Origin of the sequence: Mycolicibacterium sp. TUM20985 (assembly GCF_030295745.1) — a bacterium.
GTDB lineage: Bacteria > Actinomycetota > Actinomycetes > Mycobacteriales > Mycobacteriaceae > Mycobacterium.
Genome location: NZ_AP027291.1, coordinates 2,595,675 through 2,610,649 on the forward strand (window position 1 = coordinate 2,595,675; position 14,975 = coordinate 2,610,649).

The 14,975-nt window shown below is 68.7% G+C and carries 14 protein-coding genes and 1 pseudogene; 7 read left to right on the forward strand and 8 right to left on the reverse strand.

Translation table 11 applies throughout. From position 1 onward, the window contains the following. Positions 1–20: 20 nt before the first annotated feature. Positions 21–1,157: an alkaline phosphatase family protein gene (locus QUE68_RS12785; protein ID WP_284226451.1), complete on the forward strand. Its 1,137-nt coding sequence runs from the start codon at positions 21–23 to the stop codon at positions 1,155–1,157. A 10-nt stretch (positions 1,158–1,167) separates the two neighbouring features. Next, positions 1,168–1,914, forward strand: a complete 747-nt coding sequence (gene yaaA, locus QUE68_RS12790) for a peroxide stress protein YaaA (RefSeq protein WP_284226453.1) — start codon at positions 1,168–1,170, stop codon at positions 1,912–1,914. A gap of 3 nt (positions 1,915–1,917) precedes the next feature. On the opposite strand, the gene QUE68_RS12795 is transcribed toward yaaA, so the two are convergent. Together QUE68_RS12795 and QUE68_RS12800 are read right to left on the reverse strand one after the other, a co-directional pair. Next, a complete protein-coding gene (locus tag QUE68_RS12795; protein ID WP_284226454.1) occupies positions 1,918–2,475 on the reverse strand; it encodes an Rv2253/PknI dimerization domain-containing protein in 558 nt (185 codons plus the stop codon). Between the two features lie 2 nt (positions 2,476–2,477). Then, positions 2,478–2,885: a VOC family protein gene (locus QUE68_RS12800; RefSeq protein ID WP_284226456.1), complete on the reverse strand. Its 408-nt coding sequence runs from the start codon at positions 2,883–2,885 to the stop codon at positions 2,478–2,480. Between the two features lie 244 nt (positions 2,886–3,129). Between QUE68_RS12800 and QUE68_RS12805 the strand changes: the two genes are divergently transcribed. Next, positions 3,130–4,122 (forward strand): TerC family protein, encoded by a 993-nt coding sequence (locus QUE68_RS12805; RefSeq protein ID WP_284226457.1) that lies wholly within the window; start codon positions 3,130–3,132, stop codon positions 4,120–4,122. 49 nt (positions 4,123–4,171) lie between these two features. Further along, positions 4,172–5,632: an amidase gene (locus QUE68_RS12810; RefSeq protein ID WP_284226458.1), complete on the forward strand. Its 1,461-nt coding sequence runs from the start codon at positions 4,172–4,174 to the stop codon at positions 5,630–5,632. Here QUE68_RS12810 and QUE68_RS12815 read toward each other — a convergent pair. Next, entirely contained in the window at positions 5,600–5,746 is a 147-nt protein-coding gene (locus QUE68_RS12815) for a hypothetical protein (protein WP_284226459.1), read from the reverse strand. The genes QUE68_RS12810 and QUE68_RS12815 overlap by 33 nt on opposite strands. 69 nt (positions 5,747–5,815) lie before the next feature. On the opposite strand from QUE68_RS12815, the gene QUE68_RS12820 reads away from it, so the two are divergent. After that, complete coding sequence (locus QUE68_RS12820) at positions 5,816–6,733, forward strand: alpha/beta fold hydrolase (protein WP_284226460.1); 918 nt, start codon at positions 5,816–5,818, stop codon at positions 6,731–6,733. Between the two features lie 18 nt (positions 6,734–6,751). Here the strand turns inward: QUE68_RS12820 and QUE68_RS12825 are convergent, their stop codons facing one another. The 4 genes from QUE68_RS12825 to QUE68_RS12840 form a co-directional block, all read right to left on the reverse strand. Further along, complete coding sequence (locus tag QUE68_RS12825; protein WP_284226461.1) at positions 6,752–7,981, reverse strand: alpha/beta hydrolase family protein; 1,230 nt, start codon at positions 7,979–7,981, stop codon at positions 6,752–6,754. Positions 7,982–8,059: 78 nt separating this feature from the next. After that, the gene (locus QUE68_RS12830; protein WP_284226463.1) at positions 8,060–10,546 is read right to left on the reverse strand and encodes a GcvT family protein; all 2,487 of its coding nucleotides are present in this window, start codon (positions 10,544–10,546) and stop codon (positions 8,060–8,062) included. A 69-nt stretch (positions 10,547–10,615) separates the two neighbouring features. Further along, entirely contained in the window at positions 10,616–11,539 is a 924-nt protein-coding gene (locus QUE68_RS12835; RefSeq protein ID WP_284226464.1) for a phosphotransferase, read from the reverse strand. A 6-nt stretch (positions 11,540–11,545) separates the two neighbouring features. Further along, on the reverse strand, positions 11,546–12,835 hold the full coding sequence (locus QUE68_RS12840; RefSeq protein ID WP_284226466.1) for a competence/damage-inducible protein A: 1,290 nt from the start codon (positions 12,833–12,835) through the stop codon (positions 11,546–11,548). A gap of 106 nt (positions 12,836–12,941) precedes the next feature. On the opposite strand from QUE68_RS12840, the gene QUE68_RS12845 reads away from it, so the two are divergent. Next, positions 12,942–13,592, forward strand: coding sequence for a VTT domain-containing protein (locus QUE68_RS12845; RefSeq protein WP_454786253.1), 651 nt, complete (start codon positions 12,942–12,944; stop codon positions 13,590–13,592). Here the strand turns inward: QUE68_RS12845 and QUE68_RS12850 are convergent, their stop codons facing one another. Further along, positions 13,593–13,814 (reverse strand): hypothetical protein, encoded by a 222-nt coding sequence (locus QUE68_RS12850; protein ID WP_284226467.1) that lies wholly within the window; start codon positions 13,812–13,814, stop codon positions 13,593–13,595. 86 nt (positions 13,815–13,900) lie between these two features. Here QUE68_RS12850 and QUE68_RS12855 point away from each other — a divergent pair. After that, positions 13,901–14,740: pseudogene (locus QUE68_RS12855) on the forward strand (glycosyltransferase 87 family protein); the annotation flags it as partial. Positions 14,741–14,975: the final 235 nt, after the last annotated feature.

The window sequence follows — 14,975 nt, forward strand, 5'->3', positions numbered from 1 at the left end:
TGTGGCAGGCTCTGGAGGCCGTGGAACTTCCGCGCCCCGATCCGGACCTCCCGCACCTCGCCGATGTGGTGCCGTCGGTGTTGGCGGCGCTCGGCGCACCCCACTTCGAGCGCCGAATCCCCCTGCGCGACGACGTGTGCGGCGCAAGCGTGCTGCTCATCGACGGGCTCGGCGCAGAACTGCTCGACACCTACGCCGACGACGCTCCGCTGCTGGCCGAACTCCGCGGGCAGTCGCTCAGCGTCGGCTTTCCCTCGACGACGGCGGCCGGGCTGGCCGCGGTGGGCACCGGATACCGCAGCGGGGAACACGGCATGGTCGGCTACAGCTTCCTGGTGCCCGGTGCCGGCGTGATCAACGCCCTACAGTGGCGGCCGCATCCGTGGGGTGAGGATCTGCGCGACTCCCTTCCGCCTGAACGGGTGCAACCGCTGCCGACGACCTTCGAGCGGGCGGCCTCGGCGGGCTTCGCGGTGAGCGTCGTGTCGAACGCGCAGTTCGCCGGCTCCGGATTGACCCGCGCCGTGCTCCGCGGCGGCCGCTACGTCGGCGTGCACGGTCTCGGGGATCTCGCCGCCGGCGTGCGTGAGGCGATGGCGGGACGCGGTTTCTGCTATGGCTACCACGGCGACCTCGACCTCATCGGGCACCTGCACGGCCCGGGCTCGACGGCGTGGCGCCTGCAGCTGCGGCAGGTCGACCAATTGGTGCAATCCGTGGTGGAAGCCCTGCCGCCCGGTGCGTTGCTCGCGGTCGTGGCGGATCACGGCATGGTTGGCGTCGACGACTCCGATCGCGTCGACGTCGAGGCGAACAGCGCGCTGCTCGACGGGGTGACCGCGATCGGAGGCGAGGCGCGGGCTCGGCACCTGTACACCGCCGACGGCGCCGCCGACGGGGTGCTCGCCGCCTGGCGAGAGGCGCTGGGTGATCGAGCCTGGGTGGTCTCGCGGGAGGAGGCGATCGCGGCGGGCTGGTTCGGCGAGCGGATCGCCGACGGCGTTCGGCCGCGAATCGGTGACGTCGTGGCCGCCGGACGCGACTCGACGGTGCTGGTCCGACCCACGGTGGAACCGGTCGAATCGCGACTCGTCGGACACCACGGCTCACTCACCTCCGCGGAGCAGCGTGTCCCCCTGCTGCTGGCCTACGGATAACCTCTTCGCCGTGATCGTGCTGCTGCCGCCGTCGGAGACCAAGCGTGACGGCGGCGACGGACCGTCGCTGCGTCTCGATGCCCTGGCCGCACCGGAGCTGGGGCCGCTCCGCGCAGCGCTGATCGACGAGCTGGTCACCCTTGCCGCCGACCGGCCCGCGGCGAGGCGGGCACTGGGCATCTCGGCTTCGCAGGACGCCGAGATCGACCGCAACGCCGCCCTGCTCACCGCGCCAACCATGCCCGCCATCGAGCGTTACACCGGCGTCCTGTACGACGCGTTGGACGTCGAATCCCTTCGCGGCGCCGCGGCGGCGCGCGCCCGGTCGCGGCTCGCCGTCGGGTCGGCGCTGTTCGGGCTGCTGCGCGCCGACGACGCGATCCCCGCCTACCGGCTGTCGGCCGGTTCGAAGCTGCCCGGTCGCGCGACGCTGGCTTCGCGTTGGCGGCCCGTCCTGGAACCCGTGCTGGCGCGCTTGGCCGCCGACGAACTGATCGTCGATCTGCGATCCGGTTCCTACGCGGCGCTGGGCAGGCTGCCGGGGGCGGTCGACGTCGACGTCGTCGCCGAACACCCCGACGGGCGCAGGACCATCGTCAGCCACTTCAACAAGGCCCACAAGGGCAGGCTGGCGCGGGTGCTGGCGGCCAGCAGGTCGGAACCGAACGACGCGTCGGCGGTGGCCGCGCTGGCCCGCCGCGCCGGCATGCGCGTCGAGCGGAGGGGTCGAGAGCTGCTCGTCGTGGTGCCCGCGTGAGGCTCAGGTGATCGGCCCGGCGGAAGGCACCGGCGTCAGCTCCACCGGAACTTCGTAGACGCCACCGCTACCCGCACAAACACCGGCGGCGCCGCCCGTCGACTCGGTCAGCGTGCGGGTCCCGATCAAGGTCCCGTCGGGGCGGGGGGTCAGGCGCCAGCCGACGGACAGCGCCACGTCCCGCCCGGGGTCCGCGAGGCACGGCGCGACGTCGGCGACCGGTTCACCAATCCAGTGGCCGCGCTCGAACGACAGGTGGAACGCACTCCCGCCGCCCGTCGCGGCCCGCCGCCCCGGGTCGTCGACCGGGGTGCCGTCGGCCGTGCATCCCGCCGCCGAGCACGACGAACGGATCGCGTACCACCGGGTGGAATCCGGGCCCGGGTAGAGCTCGCCGTCGAACCGTCCACGTGAGCCGAGCACCTCGGTGCGGTACACGCCGGCGAGAGCTGCGGGCGCGGCCGGGAGGACGGCATCCGCCGACGCCAGGGCCGCGTCACGGTCGCTGCTGATCACGCCGCCGGCCACCACGAGTGCGGTCGCCGTGGCGATCAGCCGCATGCTCAGAGCATCCCGAACAACTCGATGCAGTTGCCGTCGGGATCGGCGATGAACATCCATCCCATGCCGGGAACGGGCGCGAACTCCGTGGGCGGTTCGACGAGGTCGTATCCCGCGGCCTCCACCTTGGCGGCGACGTCGTGGAGGTTCTTCACGCCGACCGTGAAGTATCTGAGCCCGGCCTGCGCACGGCCACCGCCGGGAGAGGGCGGCAGTGGCGGCGGCGTCCTATAGGTGACGAGCTTGAGCACGCTGCCGCCGAGGCCGTAGCGCCGCTGGGTGCCGTCGGCGAACTCGATCTCGCCCTGGGGCTCGAGCCCGAGGAAGCCTTCGTAGAACTCGACCATCGCCTCGAGGTTCGTGGTCACCACACCGATCTCGATGCTTGGGCTCAGCAGATCCAGGATCACGGTTTCTCTACCTCTTGTCGCCGAAGGGGTGCGGGCCAGCCCACACTATTGGGCCGTGCCACGGGTGTGGCCGGTTTCCCCTTGGGGTACCCGTCTGACACACTGAACCCCGAGGGGAGTATTCCTTACGCCACGGTGTCGTCATCACGTTGTCCAACGCTGGGCAGCCGGTGCCGTGGATCGCACGCACAGTGCGGTGGTAGAGACCTCGGCCGTATGACTACGTCCGGAGGCAGTCCCACACATGCAGGTCACCCAGATCGAATGGTTCGTCACCCTCGGCGTGACGTTGGCCGTTCTGTTGTTCGACATCATCTTCATCGCCCGCAGGCCGCACGAGCCGACGTTCAAGGAGTGCGCGATCGCGCTCGGGTTCTACGTCGGGCTGGCCATTGCCTTCGGCGTCTGGGTCACGTACTTCCACGGCACCCAGTTCGGAGTGGAGTTCTTCGCCGGCTGGCTGACCGAGTACAGCCTGTCGATCGACAACCTGTTCATCTTCCTGATCATCATGGCCAGTTTCAACGTGCCGAGGAAGTATCAGCAGGAGGCGCTGCTGATCGGCATCATCCTGGCGTTGATCTTCCGCGGCATCTTCATCGCCGTCGGTGCCGTGGCGATCAACCAGTTCTCCTGGATCTTCTACGTCTTCGGCGCGTTCCTGGTGTACACGGCGATCAAACTCGCCCGCGACACCGAGCACGACGACGACGGCGAGAACGGCGTGGTCAAGTTCGCCCGCAAGCACCTGACCCTGACCGACAAGTGGGACGGTCTCAAGCTGTGGATCAAGGAGGACGGCAAGCGTCTGATGACGCCGATGTTCCTCGTCATCGTGGCGCTCGGTACGACCGACCTGCTCTTCGCGCTCGATTCGATCCCGGCCATCTACGGGCTCACCAGGGAGCCCTACATCGTGTTTACGGCGAACGTGTTCGCGCTCATGGGTCTGCGGCAGCTGTACTTCCTCCTCGGCGACCTGCTCAAGCGCCTGGTCTACCTGTCCCAGGGGTTGGCGTTCATCCTGCTCTTCATCGGCGTGAAGCTCGTCCTGCACGCTCTCCACGAGAATGAACTGCCGTTCATCAACGGCGGCGAGCACGTGCCGGTCCCGGAGATCCCGACGTTGCTGAGCCTCGGGGTCATCATCGTCACGCTGGTCGTCACCACGGTCGCGAGCCTGTACAAGACCCGGGTCGTGGACAAGCGTTCCGAGGACGCCGAGGAGACCACGTAACCGCCGTCGAGTTGCCGATCGCCCTACGAGGCTTCAGGATCGGCAACCAATGGACTCCCAACAGGCTCGCGAGCTGGCTTCGTTCGATGCGCTCGGTCAGGCGGAGCTCGTCGCGTCGGGTGAGCTGACGGCCGTCGAACTGCTCGACGCCGCCATCACTCGACTCGACGCGGCCCGCCCGCTGAACGCCGTCATCACCGATCTGTTCGACCTGGGTCGGCGGCAGTCCGCGGCCCTCGACGACTCCGGCGGGCTGCGCACCGGCGAGGCGGGGCCACTCGCCGGCGTTCCCTTCCTGTTGAAGGATCTCGGGTCGTCGCTGGCCGGGGCACCGGAGGCGATGGGCTCGCGGGCGCTGCGCTCGCACGTCGCCTCGGAGACCTCGTGGACCGTCGAGCGCTATCTGGACGCCGGGCTGGTGGTCTTCGGGAAGACCAACACCCCCGAGTGGGGCAATCACTGCACCACCGAGCCGTTCTTGTTCGGTCGGACGGCGAATCCGTGGTCGCCGGACGTCACCCCCGGTGGATCGAGCGGCGGGTCGGCGGCAGCGGTCGCGGCGGGCGTCGTGCCCGCGGCCTCGGGCGGTGACGGCACCGGCTCGATCAGGGTGCCCGCGTCGTGCTGCGGTTTGGTCGGGTTGAAGCCGCGGCGCGGTCGCAGCTCGTTCGCGCCCGACGGCGGGCAGGGCATGGAGGGTCTCGTCAACGGCCACGCCCTGACGCGGACGGTTCGCGACAGCGCCGCCCTCCTCGACGTCATCACCGGCTCGGCAGTCGGCGATCCCTACACCGTGCCCGCTCCCGACACGTCGTTCCTCGGGGCGTTCGCGCAACGGCCCGCGGCCGCGCGGATCCTCACCACCACCGACTCGCCGTTTCCCGGTGCGCCAACGCATCCCGAGGTGGCCGCCGCGGTGGAGTCGGTGGCCCGCACGCTGGCAGATCTCGGGCATGCCGTCGCCGAGGGCGCCCCCAGCTTCGACCCGGACGTCGTCGCCGACGCGATCGCCGTCCTGCATGCCGTCAGCAATGCCCAGCTGCACGGGTTCGGCAAGCAGGTCCTCGGCCACGAACCGACGGAGGACGACTTCGAGCCCAGCAGCTGGGTGATGATGCGCGAGGGCTTCACCACGACGGGTGTCGCCTACGCGGAGGCGATCGGCGCCGTGCACGCGCAGACCCGCAGATTCGCGACGGGCATGAGCGGCCATGACGTGCTGTTGGTGCCGACGCTGATCACTCCCCCGCCGCCCTACGGTCTGTTGAATCAGCCGCGCGGAACCACCAGGGCCTTCTTCGACGTCGAGTTCGCCACGACGGGCTGGACGACGATGGCGAATGTGACTGGGTGGGCGGCGATTTCGCTTCCCCTCGGGGTGACGTCCACGGGCCTGCCGATCGGTGTTCAGCTGATGGCGCCCGACGAGCTGATCCTGCTCCAGCTCGCGGCTCAGCTCGAGGTGGCGATGCCGTGGTCAGGACGGCTGCCCGCCGGCTGGATCGGCTAGCGCGGTCTGCGGGATTTCGACCCTGTCCGCGAGGCCGACGAACCCGAAGCCTCCGCCCGCCGACGTTGGACCGCCCACGCCGTCATCGGCGATGACCCCGCGGATGGCACTCATCGGTGGGATTCTCGAGCGGGTCGGTCCAAGCGGGGCTTACGCGCGAAACTCGCATGCGACACTCGTCGGATGCTCATGCCAATCGAACGTCCCCGATTGGAAGGCAATGTCGCCGTCGGGGACGACCGTCAGATCGGCTTCGCCGAGTTTGGGGAACCGAGGGGCCGCGCCGTGTTCTGGCTGCACGGCACGCCAGGGGCCCGCCGACAGATTCCGGTCGAGGCCAGGGCCTACGCGTTGCACAACAACATTCGATTGATCGGCATCGACCGACCGGGCATCGGTTCGTCCACGCCGTTCCAGTACCGCAACGTGCTCGCGTTCGCCGAGGACCTGCGCACGATCGCCGACGTGCTCGGCATCGACGACATGGCGATCATCGGTCTGTCCGGAGGCGGTCCCTACGCACTGGCCTGTGCGGCGGCGATGCCGGAGCGCGTGGTGGTAACCGGTGTGCTCGGCGGCGTCGCGCCGACGGTCGGGCCCGAGTCCATCGCAGGCGGGTTGATGGGCTTCGGGTCGACGATGGCACCCCTGATGCCCTTCATCGGTTTGCCGCTCAGGTTGGCGGCCGTGGGCCTAATTCGACTCGTCCGTCCCCTCGGTTCGCGCGCGGCCGACATGTATGGGCGGGTGTCGCCCGCGGGTGATCGTCGTCTGCTCGCACGCCCGGAGTTCAAGGCCATGTTCCTCGACGACCTACTCAACGGCAGCCGCAAGCAGATGGCGGCGCCGTTCGCGGACGTCGTCGCCTTCGCCAAGGACTGGGGATTCCGCCTCGACGAGGTCAAGGTTCCCGTGCGGTGGTGGCACGGCGACAAGGACCACATCGTGCCCTTCGCGCACGGTGAGCACGTCGTCGCACGGCTACCCGACGCCAAGATGTTCGTCCTGTCCGGCGAGAGCCATCTCGGCGGACTCGGCTGCGCCGAGGACGTCCTTGGGGAACTCATGGAGGTCTGGGATGACCTCGAGCCGACCATCTGAGCGTCCCGGTGCCGCCGGTCAGTTCTCCGTGACCGTCGCCTTGGCGCGTCCGAGAATGCGGTCGAGCCAGTCGAAGGCGTAACCCTCGAACAAGGTGCTGCCTAGGCCCTGGCAGTGCCCACCGGCACCCTCGGCCTCGCTGAACGTCGTCAGCCGTCGCTCGCACTTCAGTTTCTCGAACAGCAGCTCACCCTGGGCCGCGAAATCGCCCTCACCCTCGGTGAGGAGCGTCGGGCAGCGGATGTCCGCGGCGATGCCGTCCAGGGTGAACTCCAGCTGCTTGCGCAGAAAGTCACCGACGGTGGTGGCGCCCATGGCGGCCATCCGCGACCCGTACCACTCGACGTCCCGGGGCCCGGCGAGTGCGCCCTGTAATTCGGCGTCGAGGTCGGCGTCCTTGGCCAGCAGGCGCGCGAGGAAGGCGTCGGGATCGTCGTGACCCAGGGTCTTGGCGAAGCCGCCGATCCGGGAGGCGAAGTCGTACTGCCCCGGGTCCGCGACCAGCGCGGCGACCCGCGATTCGAAGGCTGCCGCGCGCGGTCCAAGGTAGCCGCCGAACGATCGCCCCATCACGATCACCGCGTGCGGATGGACGCCGTCCTGCTCGAGCAACCAGTCGAACGCCGCGGCGAACGGAACCTCGTAGTCCGGCTGGAACGTGCGCCGGTGCTCGTAGAGGGTGCCACCCTGCCCCGGCCCCTCGAAGACGAAGAAGTTGTACCCGCGGGGCAGCGCCATGTAGCCGGTGGCGACGTAACCCGATTCGGCCGTCGAGTCGAACCCGCAGGGGGCCATCACAGTGGGCCGCGGGGTGTCGGCGTCCGCAGGACGGAACAGGTAACCGGTCATCATCACGCCGTCGTACGGGATCTCGGTGATGACCGCGTGGCAGTCGAGCAGCGGGAGCGCAGCCCGGAACGCCAGGCGATGCTGTTGCCACGCGTGCCTCAGCCGGGCGTCGTCGATGTCGTGGCGGAGGAAGAAGAAGGACTGCCGCCAGTACTCCGAGGCGCGCAGGAAGGCCTTGCGTGCCGTCACCACGTGACCGCCACGCAGCGCGTCGTCGGCGAGTGCCTGGGCCACCTCGGCGGTAGCGGACCATTCGGTGAACCACGAGTCGTAATCACCGTTGGTGACGCGGGCCGCCGTCGCCATGACCTCCCCCAGGTCAGCCGCTTCGGCCGACACGGCGATGAGGGTCCGACCGAGCTGGGCGTCCATCTCCTTGTCGTCGAGCAGAATCTTCACGAGTCGCCTGTCTGTATCGGAGCATGTCGATCGGGCGCGATCCTATCGCCGGTGGCGGTGCCGGGTTCGTTCATCGGGTCAGCGGATCCTCGTGTTGCCCGGGTCGTAGATCGCCTTGAGTGACACCGAGATCGGGTACCGCACGCCGGCGACGTTCACCTCGTAGTCCCCCGCGCCGATCCACCGGGCGTCGACCTTCTCCCCGTCGGCGGACCGGACGTAGGCGAGGCCGACGCACGAGCCCTGGGTCTCCGCCCATGCCGCCGAGGTGACCTGTCCGGCGACCACGCCGTTGCGGAGGATCAGTTCGCCACCCCACAGCATGGCCTCCGCCGAACCGACCGTGAACCCGACGACCCGGCGGCGAGCACCCTCGGCCCTGGCCTTCTCGACGGCGGTGCGCCCGAGGAAGTCGACGTCGGTGTCGAGCTTGCAGGCGAACAGAAGTCCGGCCTCGATCGGATTGTCGCCGGGCGTGAGCTCGCGCCCGAATGCCCGGTAGCCCTTCTCCAGGCGCAGCGATTCGATGGCGTAGTACCCGCCGCGGGTGACGCCGTACTCGGCCCCCGCGGCCATCAGATCCTCGTATACGCCGACGGCGAATTCCGTCGGGACGTACAGCTCCCACCCGAGCTCACCGACGTAGGTGATGCGGGTGGCGCGAACGGTCGCGTACCCCAACGTGATCGAGCGGCTGGTCCCGAACGGGAAGGCGGCATCGTCGAGGTTGGCATCGGTCAGGGTGCTGAGAAGGTCGCGGGATCGTGGGCCCATCACCCCGAACACCGCCAGCGACGACGTCACGTCGACCAGCTGCGCGTGCGTTCCGGCGGGCAGATTCCTCCGGATGTGGTCCTTGTCCCGTTCGGTGGTGGCCGCACTGCTCACGATGAGGAATTCGTCGGGGGCCGTGCGGGTGACGGTGACGTCGGACTCGTAGCAGCCCCGTTCGTTGAGCATGCCGGTGTAGACGCACGCGCCTACGTCGACGGCCATGTCGGCGGTGCACAGCCACTGCAGCGCGGCCTCGGCGTCGGGCCCGGCGAGGAGGTACTTCGAGAACGACGTCTGGTCGAAGACGGTGACCCCGGTGCGGGTGCTCACCTGTTCGGCCGCCGACCACGGCAGCCAGTTCTGCTTGGCCCAGGAGTATTCGATGACCGGCTCCTGGCCCGCCGGGGCGAAGAAGTTGGCGCGTTCCCATCCCATCCGGCTGCCGAAGTTGGCTCCGGCCGCGGCGAGCAGGTGGTGCACCGGGGAGCGACGGAAGGGTCGCGCGGTGGTCATCTCCCGGTTGGGCCAGGGAATTTCGTAGTGCAGTCCGAGCACCTCCGACACCCTGTCGTGCAACCACCGGTTGTTCCCGTTGAACGGGGCGAAACGCCGGATGTCGACACTGGTGAGGTCCGACGTCGGTGAGCCGTTCACGATCCACTCCGCCAGTGCCCGGCCCGCACCGCCGGCCGAGGCGATGCCGACCGAGTTGAAACCGGCGGCGACGAAGAAGTTGGCGACCTCGGGGGCCTCGCCCATGATGAACTGGTTGTCGGGGGTGAAGCTCTCGGGCCCGTTGTACAGCTTCTTGAGCCCGGTCTCCTCCAGCACCGGGATGCGCAGCAGCGCGTTGTCCATCAGGATTTGGAAGTGGTCCCAATCCTCCTCCAGCAGTTGGAATTCGAAGGGATGAGGAATGGCATCGGGGCTCACCCACGGCTTGGCCTCCGGCTCGAAGCCGCCGATGACCAGCCCGCCGACCTCCTCCTTGAAGTAGGTGTAGCCGTCCGGGTCGCGAAGGATGGGCATGTCGGTGTGCACACCCACGATGGGTTCGGTGACCACGTAGAAGTGTTCGGCCGAGTGCAGCGGGACGTTGACTCCCACCATCGAGCCGACCTGCTTGGCCCACTGACCCGCGCAGTTGACCACGATCTCCGCCTCGACGTCGCCGGCGTCGGTGCGCACGCCGGTGACTCGGCCCTCGTCGGCGTTGATGCCGGTGACCCTGGTGCGCTCCATGATTCGGGCGCCACGCAGACGTGCGCCCTTGGCCAGCGCCAGCGTGAGATCGGTGGGATTGGCCTTGCCGTCACCGGGCAACCAGATGGCTCCGACGAGATCGTCGATGCGGATCACCGGATAGTGCTCGAGCGCCTCCCGTGGCGTCAGCAGTTGGCATTCCAGGTCGAACGCCGCCGCGCTGGCCGCCGTGCGGCGCAACTGGATCATCCGGTCCTCGGTGCGGGCGACGGTGACGCCACCGCACTGTTTGTACCCCGCGGTGAGGCCGGTCTCGGCCTCCAGTTCGGTGTAGAGCGCCGTGGAGTACTGGACCAGCCGGGTGCCGCCCTCGGTTGCGCGCAGCTGGCCCACCAGGCCTGCGGCGTGCCAGGTGGTTCCCGAGGACAGCTGGCCCTGCTCGAGCAGCAGGACGTCGGTCAGACCGAGCTTCGTCAGGTGATAGGCGACGCTCGCGCCAACGACCCCTCCGCCGATGATGACGATCTGGGCGCGGGTGGGCAGGGCCTGGGTGGGCGGCGTTCGGGTGGGAAGCGTCGTGGGGCTCATGAATTCGTCCCGTTCGGTGGTGTCGTCGATGTGGTCGATGTGGTCGATGTGGTCGATGTCGTCACGGTGTCAGTCCTCGGCGGCCACGTCGTCGAGCAGCCGGCCGAAGTCGGGCCCCCTGAACTCCTCGACGGCGTTCTCGTAGCGCTCCATACCCCACTCCCAGAAGTCGAAGTCCAGTGCGCTGCCACCGTTCTGGATACAGCCCCACAGTGTCCAGCCGTACTGTGACACGGTGCCCTGCAGGCGGGCCCTGGCCAGTTCGTTGCGGGTGGATCGCCCGTAGTACGCCGTGACCAATTCCTCGAGCTGCTCGAGTGTCAAACGGTTGTCGCGCCAGATGTTCCCGAGTTCGAAGCACGCGTCGTTGTTGCCCGAGTACTCGTAGTCGATCAGCCAGATCTCGTCACCGTCGGAGACGAAGTTCGCGGCCAGCAGGTCGTTGTTGCACGGCACGGTGGGCTGGCGCCGGTGGGCCAGCGCCCGCCGGATCGACTCGAAGCGGTCCTCGAAATCGAGATAGTCCTCGGGAATGCGAAAACCGTTCTGCTGAATGATGTTCAGGTACGACGCCCGAAGGGCGAACATGTCGAAGTCGTTGCGGAACCGCGGCCCGCCGTGCAGGGTTCGGCAGGCGTACGCCGCCTTGGCGATGATGCCGGGCCGCGAGAAGTCGGCCTTGGTCAGGGTGACGCCGTCGAGGTACCCGATCAGCAGGATGCCGAGATCGGGGCGGTAGTCGATGACCGGCGCGCCGACTCCCGACCGCTCGGCGGCGCAGGAGTTGAAGTATTCGTTGTCGCGGTCGATGGCCAGCAAGCTCGACGAGCTGCCTGCGCAGCGCGCGACGTACACCCCGTCGGGCGTGGTGATCTTGAGGTTGCGGTTGGTGAGGCCACCGGTGAGCTCCTCGAGCCGGCGAGACCGTCCGGCCAGTGCAGGCAACTGGTCGAGAGCTGCATTGAGCTCGATGTCGTTGCGCAAGATGGACATCGACGGTCAGCCGGCATCGCCGGGTTGGCTCAGGATCCGCCGGAGCAGGTGCATGGCGACGGTGGTGGATCGTTCGCGGATGTCGGACCTGTTGCCTGGCAGCACCAGCGTCCGAGTGACGGTGGGCCCGTCGGCGAGCCGTACGCTGAAACACACCGTCCCCACTGGCTTCTCGGCGCTGCCTCCCCCGGGACCGGCGATACCCGTGATCGCCACCGCGGTGTCGGCGCTGAACCGCGCCAAGGCGCCGTCGGCCATGGCCTCCGCCACGGGTTCCGACACCGCGCCGTGTTCGGCCAACAGCTGCGGGTCCACGCCGAGCACTTCGGACTTGGCGTCGTTCGAGTAACTGACGACACCGCCCGCGACGTATGCCGAGGAGCCCGGACGATCGGTCAGCCTGGCGGCAACCAGTCCCGCGGTGCAGGATTCGGCGGTCGCGATCGTCCGGCCCGCCAATAGCTCGGCTACCTGATCGTCGACCAGCGAGCCGTCCTCGGAGAACAGTTGCTCCCCGTGACGCGCGCGCATCAACCCGACCAGATCGGCATACACCGGGGCGGCGTCCGGCTCGTAGCGCGTGACGATCTCCAACTCGCCGCGCCGCAGGCACGTGGTGATCTCGAGCCGGTCGAAGTCCGCGATGGCGACTTCACCGTCCCGCAGGGTCTCGGCCAGACCGGACTCGGGCAGCCCGAACATGCGCAGCGTCTCCTGCACGTACTCGGTCCGCCCGGCGATCGCCTCCTGCACGCTGACGGTCCGAACCGCCTTGTCCCACATGGGTTGCAGCTCACGCGGCGGTCCGGGTAGGACGACGATCGTCGGCTTTCCCGGCACGACGACACCGGGCGCCGTGCCGACGGGTCCGAGGATCTCCGCGCCGGCGGGGACCATGGCCTGCTTTCGGTTGGCGGCCATCACGGCCTCGAAGTCGACGTTGCCGCCGGGCTGGGACCGCCCCATCAGAAGACGTCGCAGGATCTCGGCGATGGTCTCCTCGAGCGCGGCATCCAGCACGAGCTCGCGTTCGCAGAACTGCGCAACGGTGGCCACCGTCATGTCGTCGGCGGTGGGCCCCAGTCCCCCGCTGGTGACGATCAGGTCGACGCCCTCGGCGGCCAAAAAACGCAGCTGCGCCTCGATGTCGGACGGTCTGTCCGCGCAGATCGTGATGTGCGCCAATTCGACGCCGAGTTCCAGCAGCCGATCGGCGAGCCACGGACCGTTGCGATCCTGAACGCGACCGGTCAGTACCTCGGTTCCGGTGACGACGATTCCCGCGCGTGCGCTCACGAGGTATGACACTACGACCCCGGGCGGGCGCCGGTGTCGGTGCGGTCGACCGGATGTCGGGTGTCGTTCAGCGTGCCGCAATGTGGGGCGACTACGTTCAGCGGCCGTGACGACCGCCGTGGTTGCCCTGCCCGCCGTCATGGATCCGATGTACTGGCTGGGCGCCGGCGGCCTGTTCGGATCGGCGGTACTGCCCGGCGTGATGCTGATCGTCTTCGTGGAGACCGGGCTCCTGATTCCGTTCCTCCCCGGCGACACGTTGCTGGTGACCGCGGGTCTCCTCGCCGCCCAGGACGACGCCCCCGTCGGCATCTGGCCCCTCGCCCCGTGCGCCGCGGTGGCTGCCATCGCGGGCGGGCAGGTCGGGTATCTCACCGGGTGGCGGCTCGGGCCCGCGCTGTTCGCGAAGGAGGATGCGCGACTATTCAAGAAGCGCTACCTGAACTCGTCGCACGAATTCTTCGCCAAGCACGGCCGCAAGACGATCGTGATCGGGCACTTCGTCGGGGTGGTGCGGACGTTCATGCCCGTCATCGCCGGCGCGTCGGGCATGCGGTACCCGGTGTTCCTGGCCTACGACGTGGTGGGCGCGGTCGGCTGGGGCGTCGGACTGACCGTCGTGGGATACCACCTCGGTGGGGTGCCGTTCGTCAACGATCACCTCGAGGTGATGGTGCTGTTCATCGCGATCCTGTCGACGTTGCCGATCGCGATATCGGTGCTGCGCGCCGTCGTCGCCAGGCAGCGGGTGGGGTGACTAGCGGGCTAGCCAGCCCTTGACCGTGGCCAGATCCCGCGAGTACGTCTCGAGGTTGTCGTCCTGGTAGCGCGATCCCCCGCTGATCGTGTCGTCGCCCTGCCAGATGACGCGGACTCGGGTGGCACCCCGTAGGTAGATGTCCACCCGTTCGTCCACGCGGCGGTGCCAGCCGGCGGCGGCGGTGATCTCGGCGAGTTCCGATCGGACGTCTGAGCTCATGGGAACATCCTCCCGGTCGGGGTTCGGCCCCCTGCGGTCGGGCCGGTTTCAGCAACCGCCCAGGGGGCATGCCTACCTTCGCTGTGATGTCGGTGAAGGCGAGCGCGTGGGTGCGGGGCCATGGAGTCGCGATTCTGGTCCTCGCAACGGTCGCGTACGTCGCGATCTACCTGCGCTGGCCTGCTCTCGCAGCTCAGGTCGACCTTCAGGTCTACCGGTTCGGCGCCGCCCGGGTGCTCGAGGGCCAGGATCTCTACTCGCTGGGCCTCACCGGCAACCCACACACGCTGCTGTTCGACTACTCGCCGTTCGCCGCGCTGTGCTTCCTGCCGCTGGCCCTCGTCACCACCCCTGTGGCCCAGGTGGCGGGATTCGTCGGGAACCTCGTTCTGGTCACGTACGTCGTGCGACGGGCACTCATCAGTCTCGGGGTCACCGCCTCGGCGGAGCGGTGGGCCCTGTGCGCGATGCTGGTCGGCCTCGTCTGTTGGCTGGACCCGGTGCGGCTCTCCCTGCAACTGGGCCAGATCAACCTCGTCATCCTCGCCGTCGTGGTCGCCGACGTGCTCGGGCCGGACACGCGGCGGTGGGCCGGCGTCGGCATCGGGATCGTCGCAGGCATCAAGCTCACGCCCGCCCTGTTCATCCTGTATCTCGTCCTCATCGGCCGGCGGCGCGCTGCGGTGGTGGCATCGCTGACGTTCGCCGCCACGGTCCTCGTCGGCTTCCTCATCCTCCCCAGGGACTCCGACGTCTTCTGGATTCGCGGCGGGTTCGACGACGTCGCACGGATCACCAGCGATCCAGTGGCGAATACCAGCCTGCGCGGTCTGTTCATTCGCCTCCACGTCGTCGGTGCGTCCACCACGGTCGCGACGGCGGTGCTGGCCGTCGTCGCGTTGGCGGTCGCCGTGCTGGCGTGGCGTCGCGGCCATGCGGTCCTCGGCTTGGCGATCGCGGGTTTCACCGCGGCGGCGGTGTCCCCGTTCAGTTGGAGTCACCACTGGGTGTGGATCACGCTGCTGTTGGTCCACCTCGGGTACCGCGCCTACGTCCTGGGCTCGCGTTGGTCGATGGCGGCGGTGTGGCTGCTCTGGGCGACGTATGCGGGCTGGGTGGTGCACACGCCCGGGGACACCCCCGAGACGGGGCTGCTGTCAC

What these genes read in the sequence shown, in the direction of transcription:
- QUE68_RS12795 (WP_284226454.1), bottom strand. Translation starts at nt 2,475, where the DNA reads ATGCGGCTGATCGCCACGGCGACCGCACTCGTGGTGGCCGGCGGCGTG.
- QUE68_RS12805 (WP_284226457.1), top strand. Translation starts at nt 3,130, where the DNA reads ATGCAGGTCACCCAGATCGAATGGTTCGTCACCCTCGGCGTGACGTTG.
- QUE68_RS12810 (WP_284226458.1), top strand. Translation starts at nt 4,172, where the DNA reads ATGGACTCCCAACAGGCTCGCGAGCTGGCTTCGTTCGATGCGCTCGGT.
- QUE68_RS12815 (WP_284226459.1), bottom strand. Translation starts at nt 5,746, where the DNA reads ATGAGTGCCATCCGCGGGGTCATCGCCGATGACGGCGTGGGCGGTCCA.
- QUE68_RS12820 (WP_284226460.1), top strand. Translation starts at nt 5,816, where the DNA reads ATGCTCATGCCAATCGAACGTCCCCGATTGGAAGGCAATGTCGCCGTC.
- QUE68_RS12830 (WP_284226463.1), bottom strand. Translation starts at nt 10,546, where the DNA reads ATGAGCCCCACGACGCTTCCCACCCGAACGCCGCCCACCCAGGCCCTG.
- QUE68_RS12835 (WP_284226464.1), bottom strand. Translation starts at nt 11,539, where the DNA reads ATGTCCATCTTGCGCAACGACATCGAGCTCAATGCAGCTCTCGACCAG.
- QUE68_RS12850 (WP_284226467.1), bottom strand. Translation starts at nt 13,814, where the DNA reads ATGAGCTCAGACGTCCGATCGGAACTCGCCGAGATCACCGCCGCCGCC.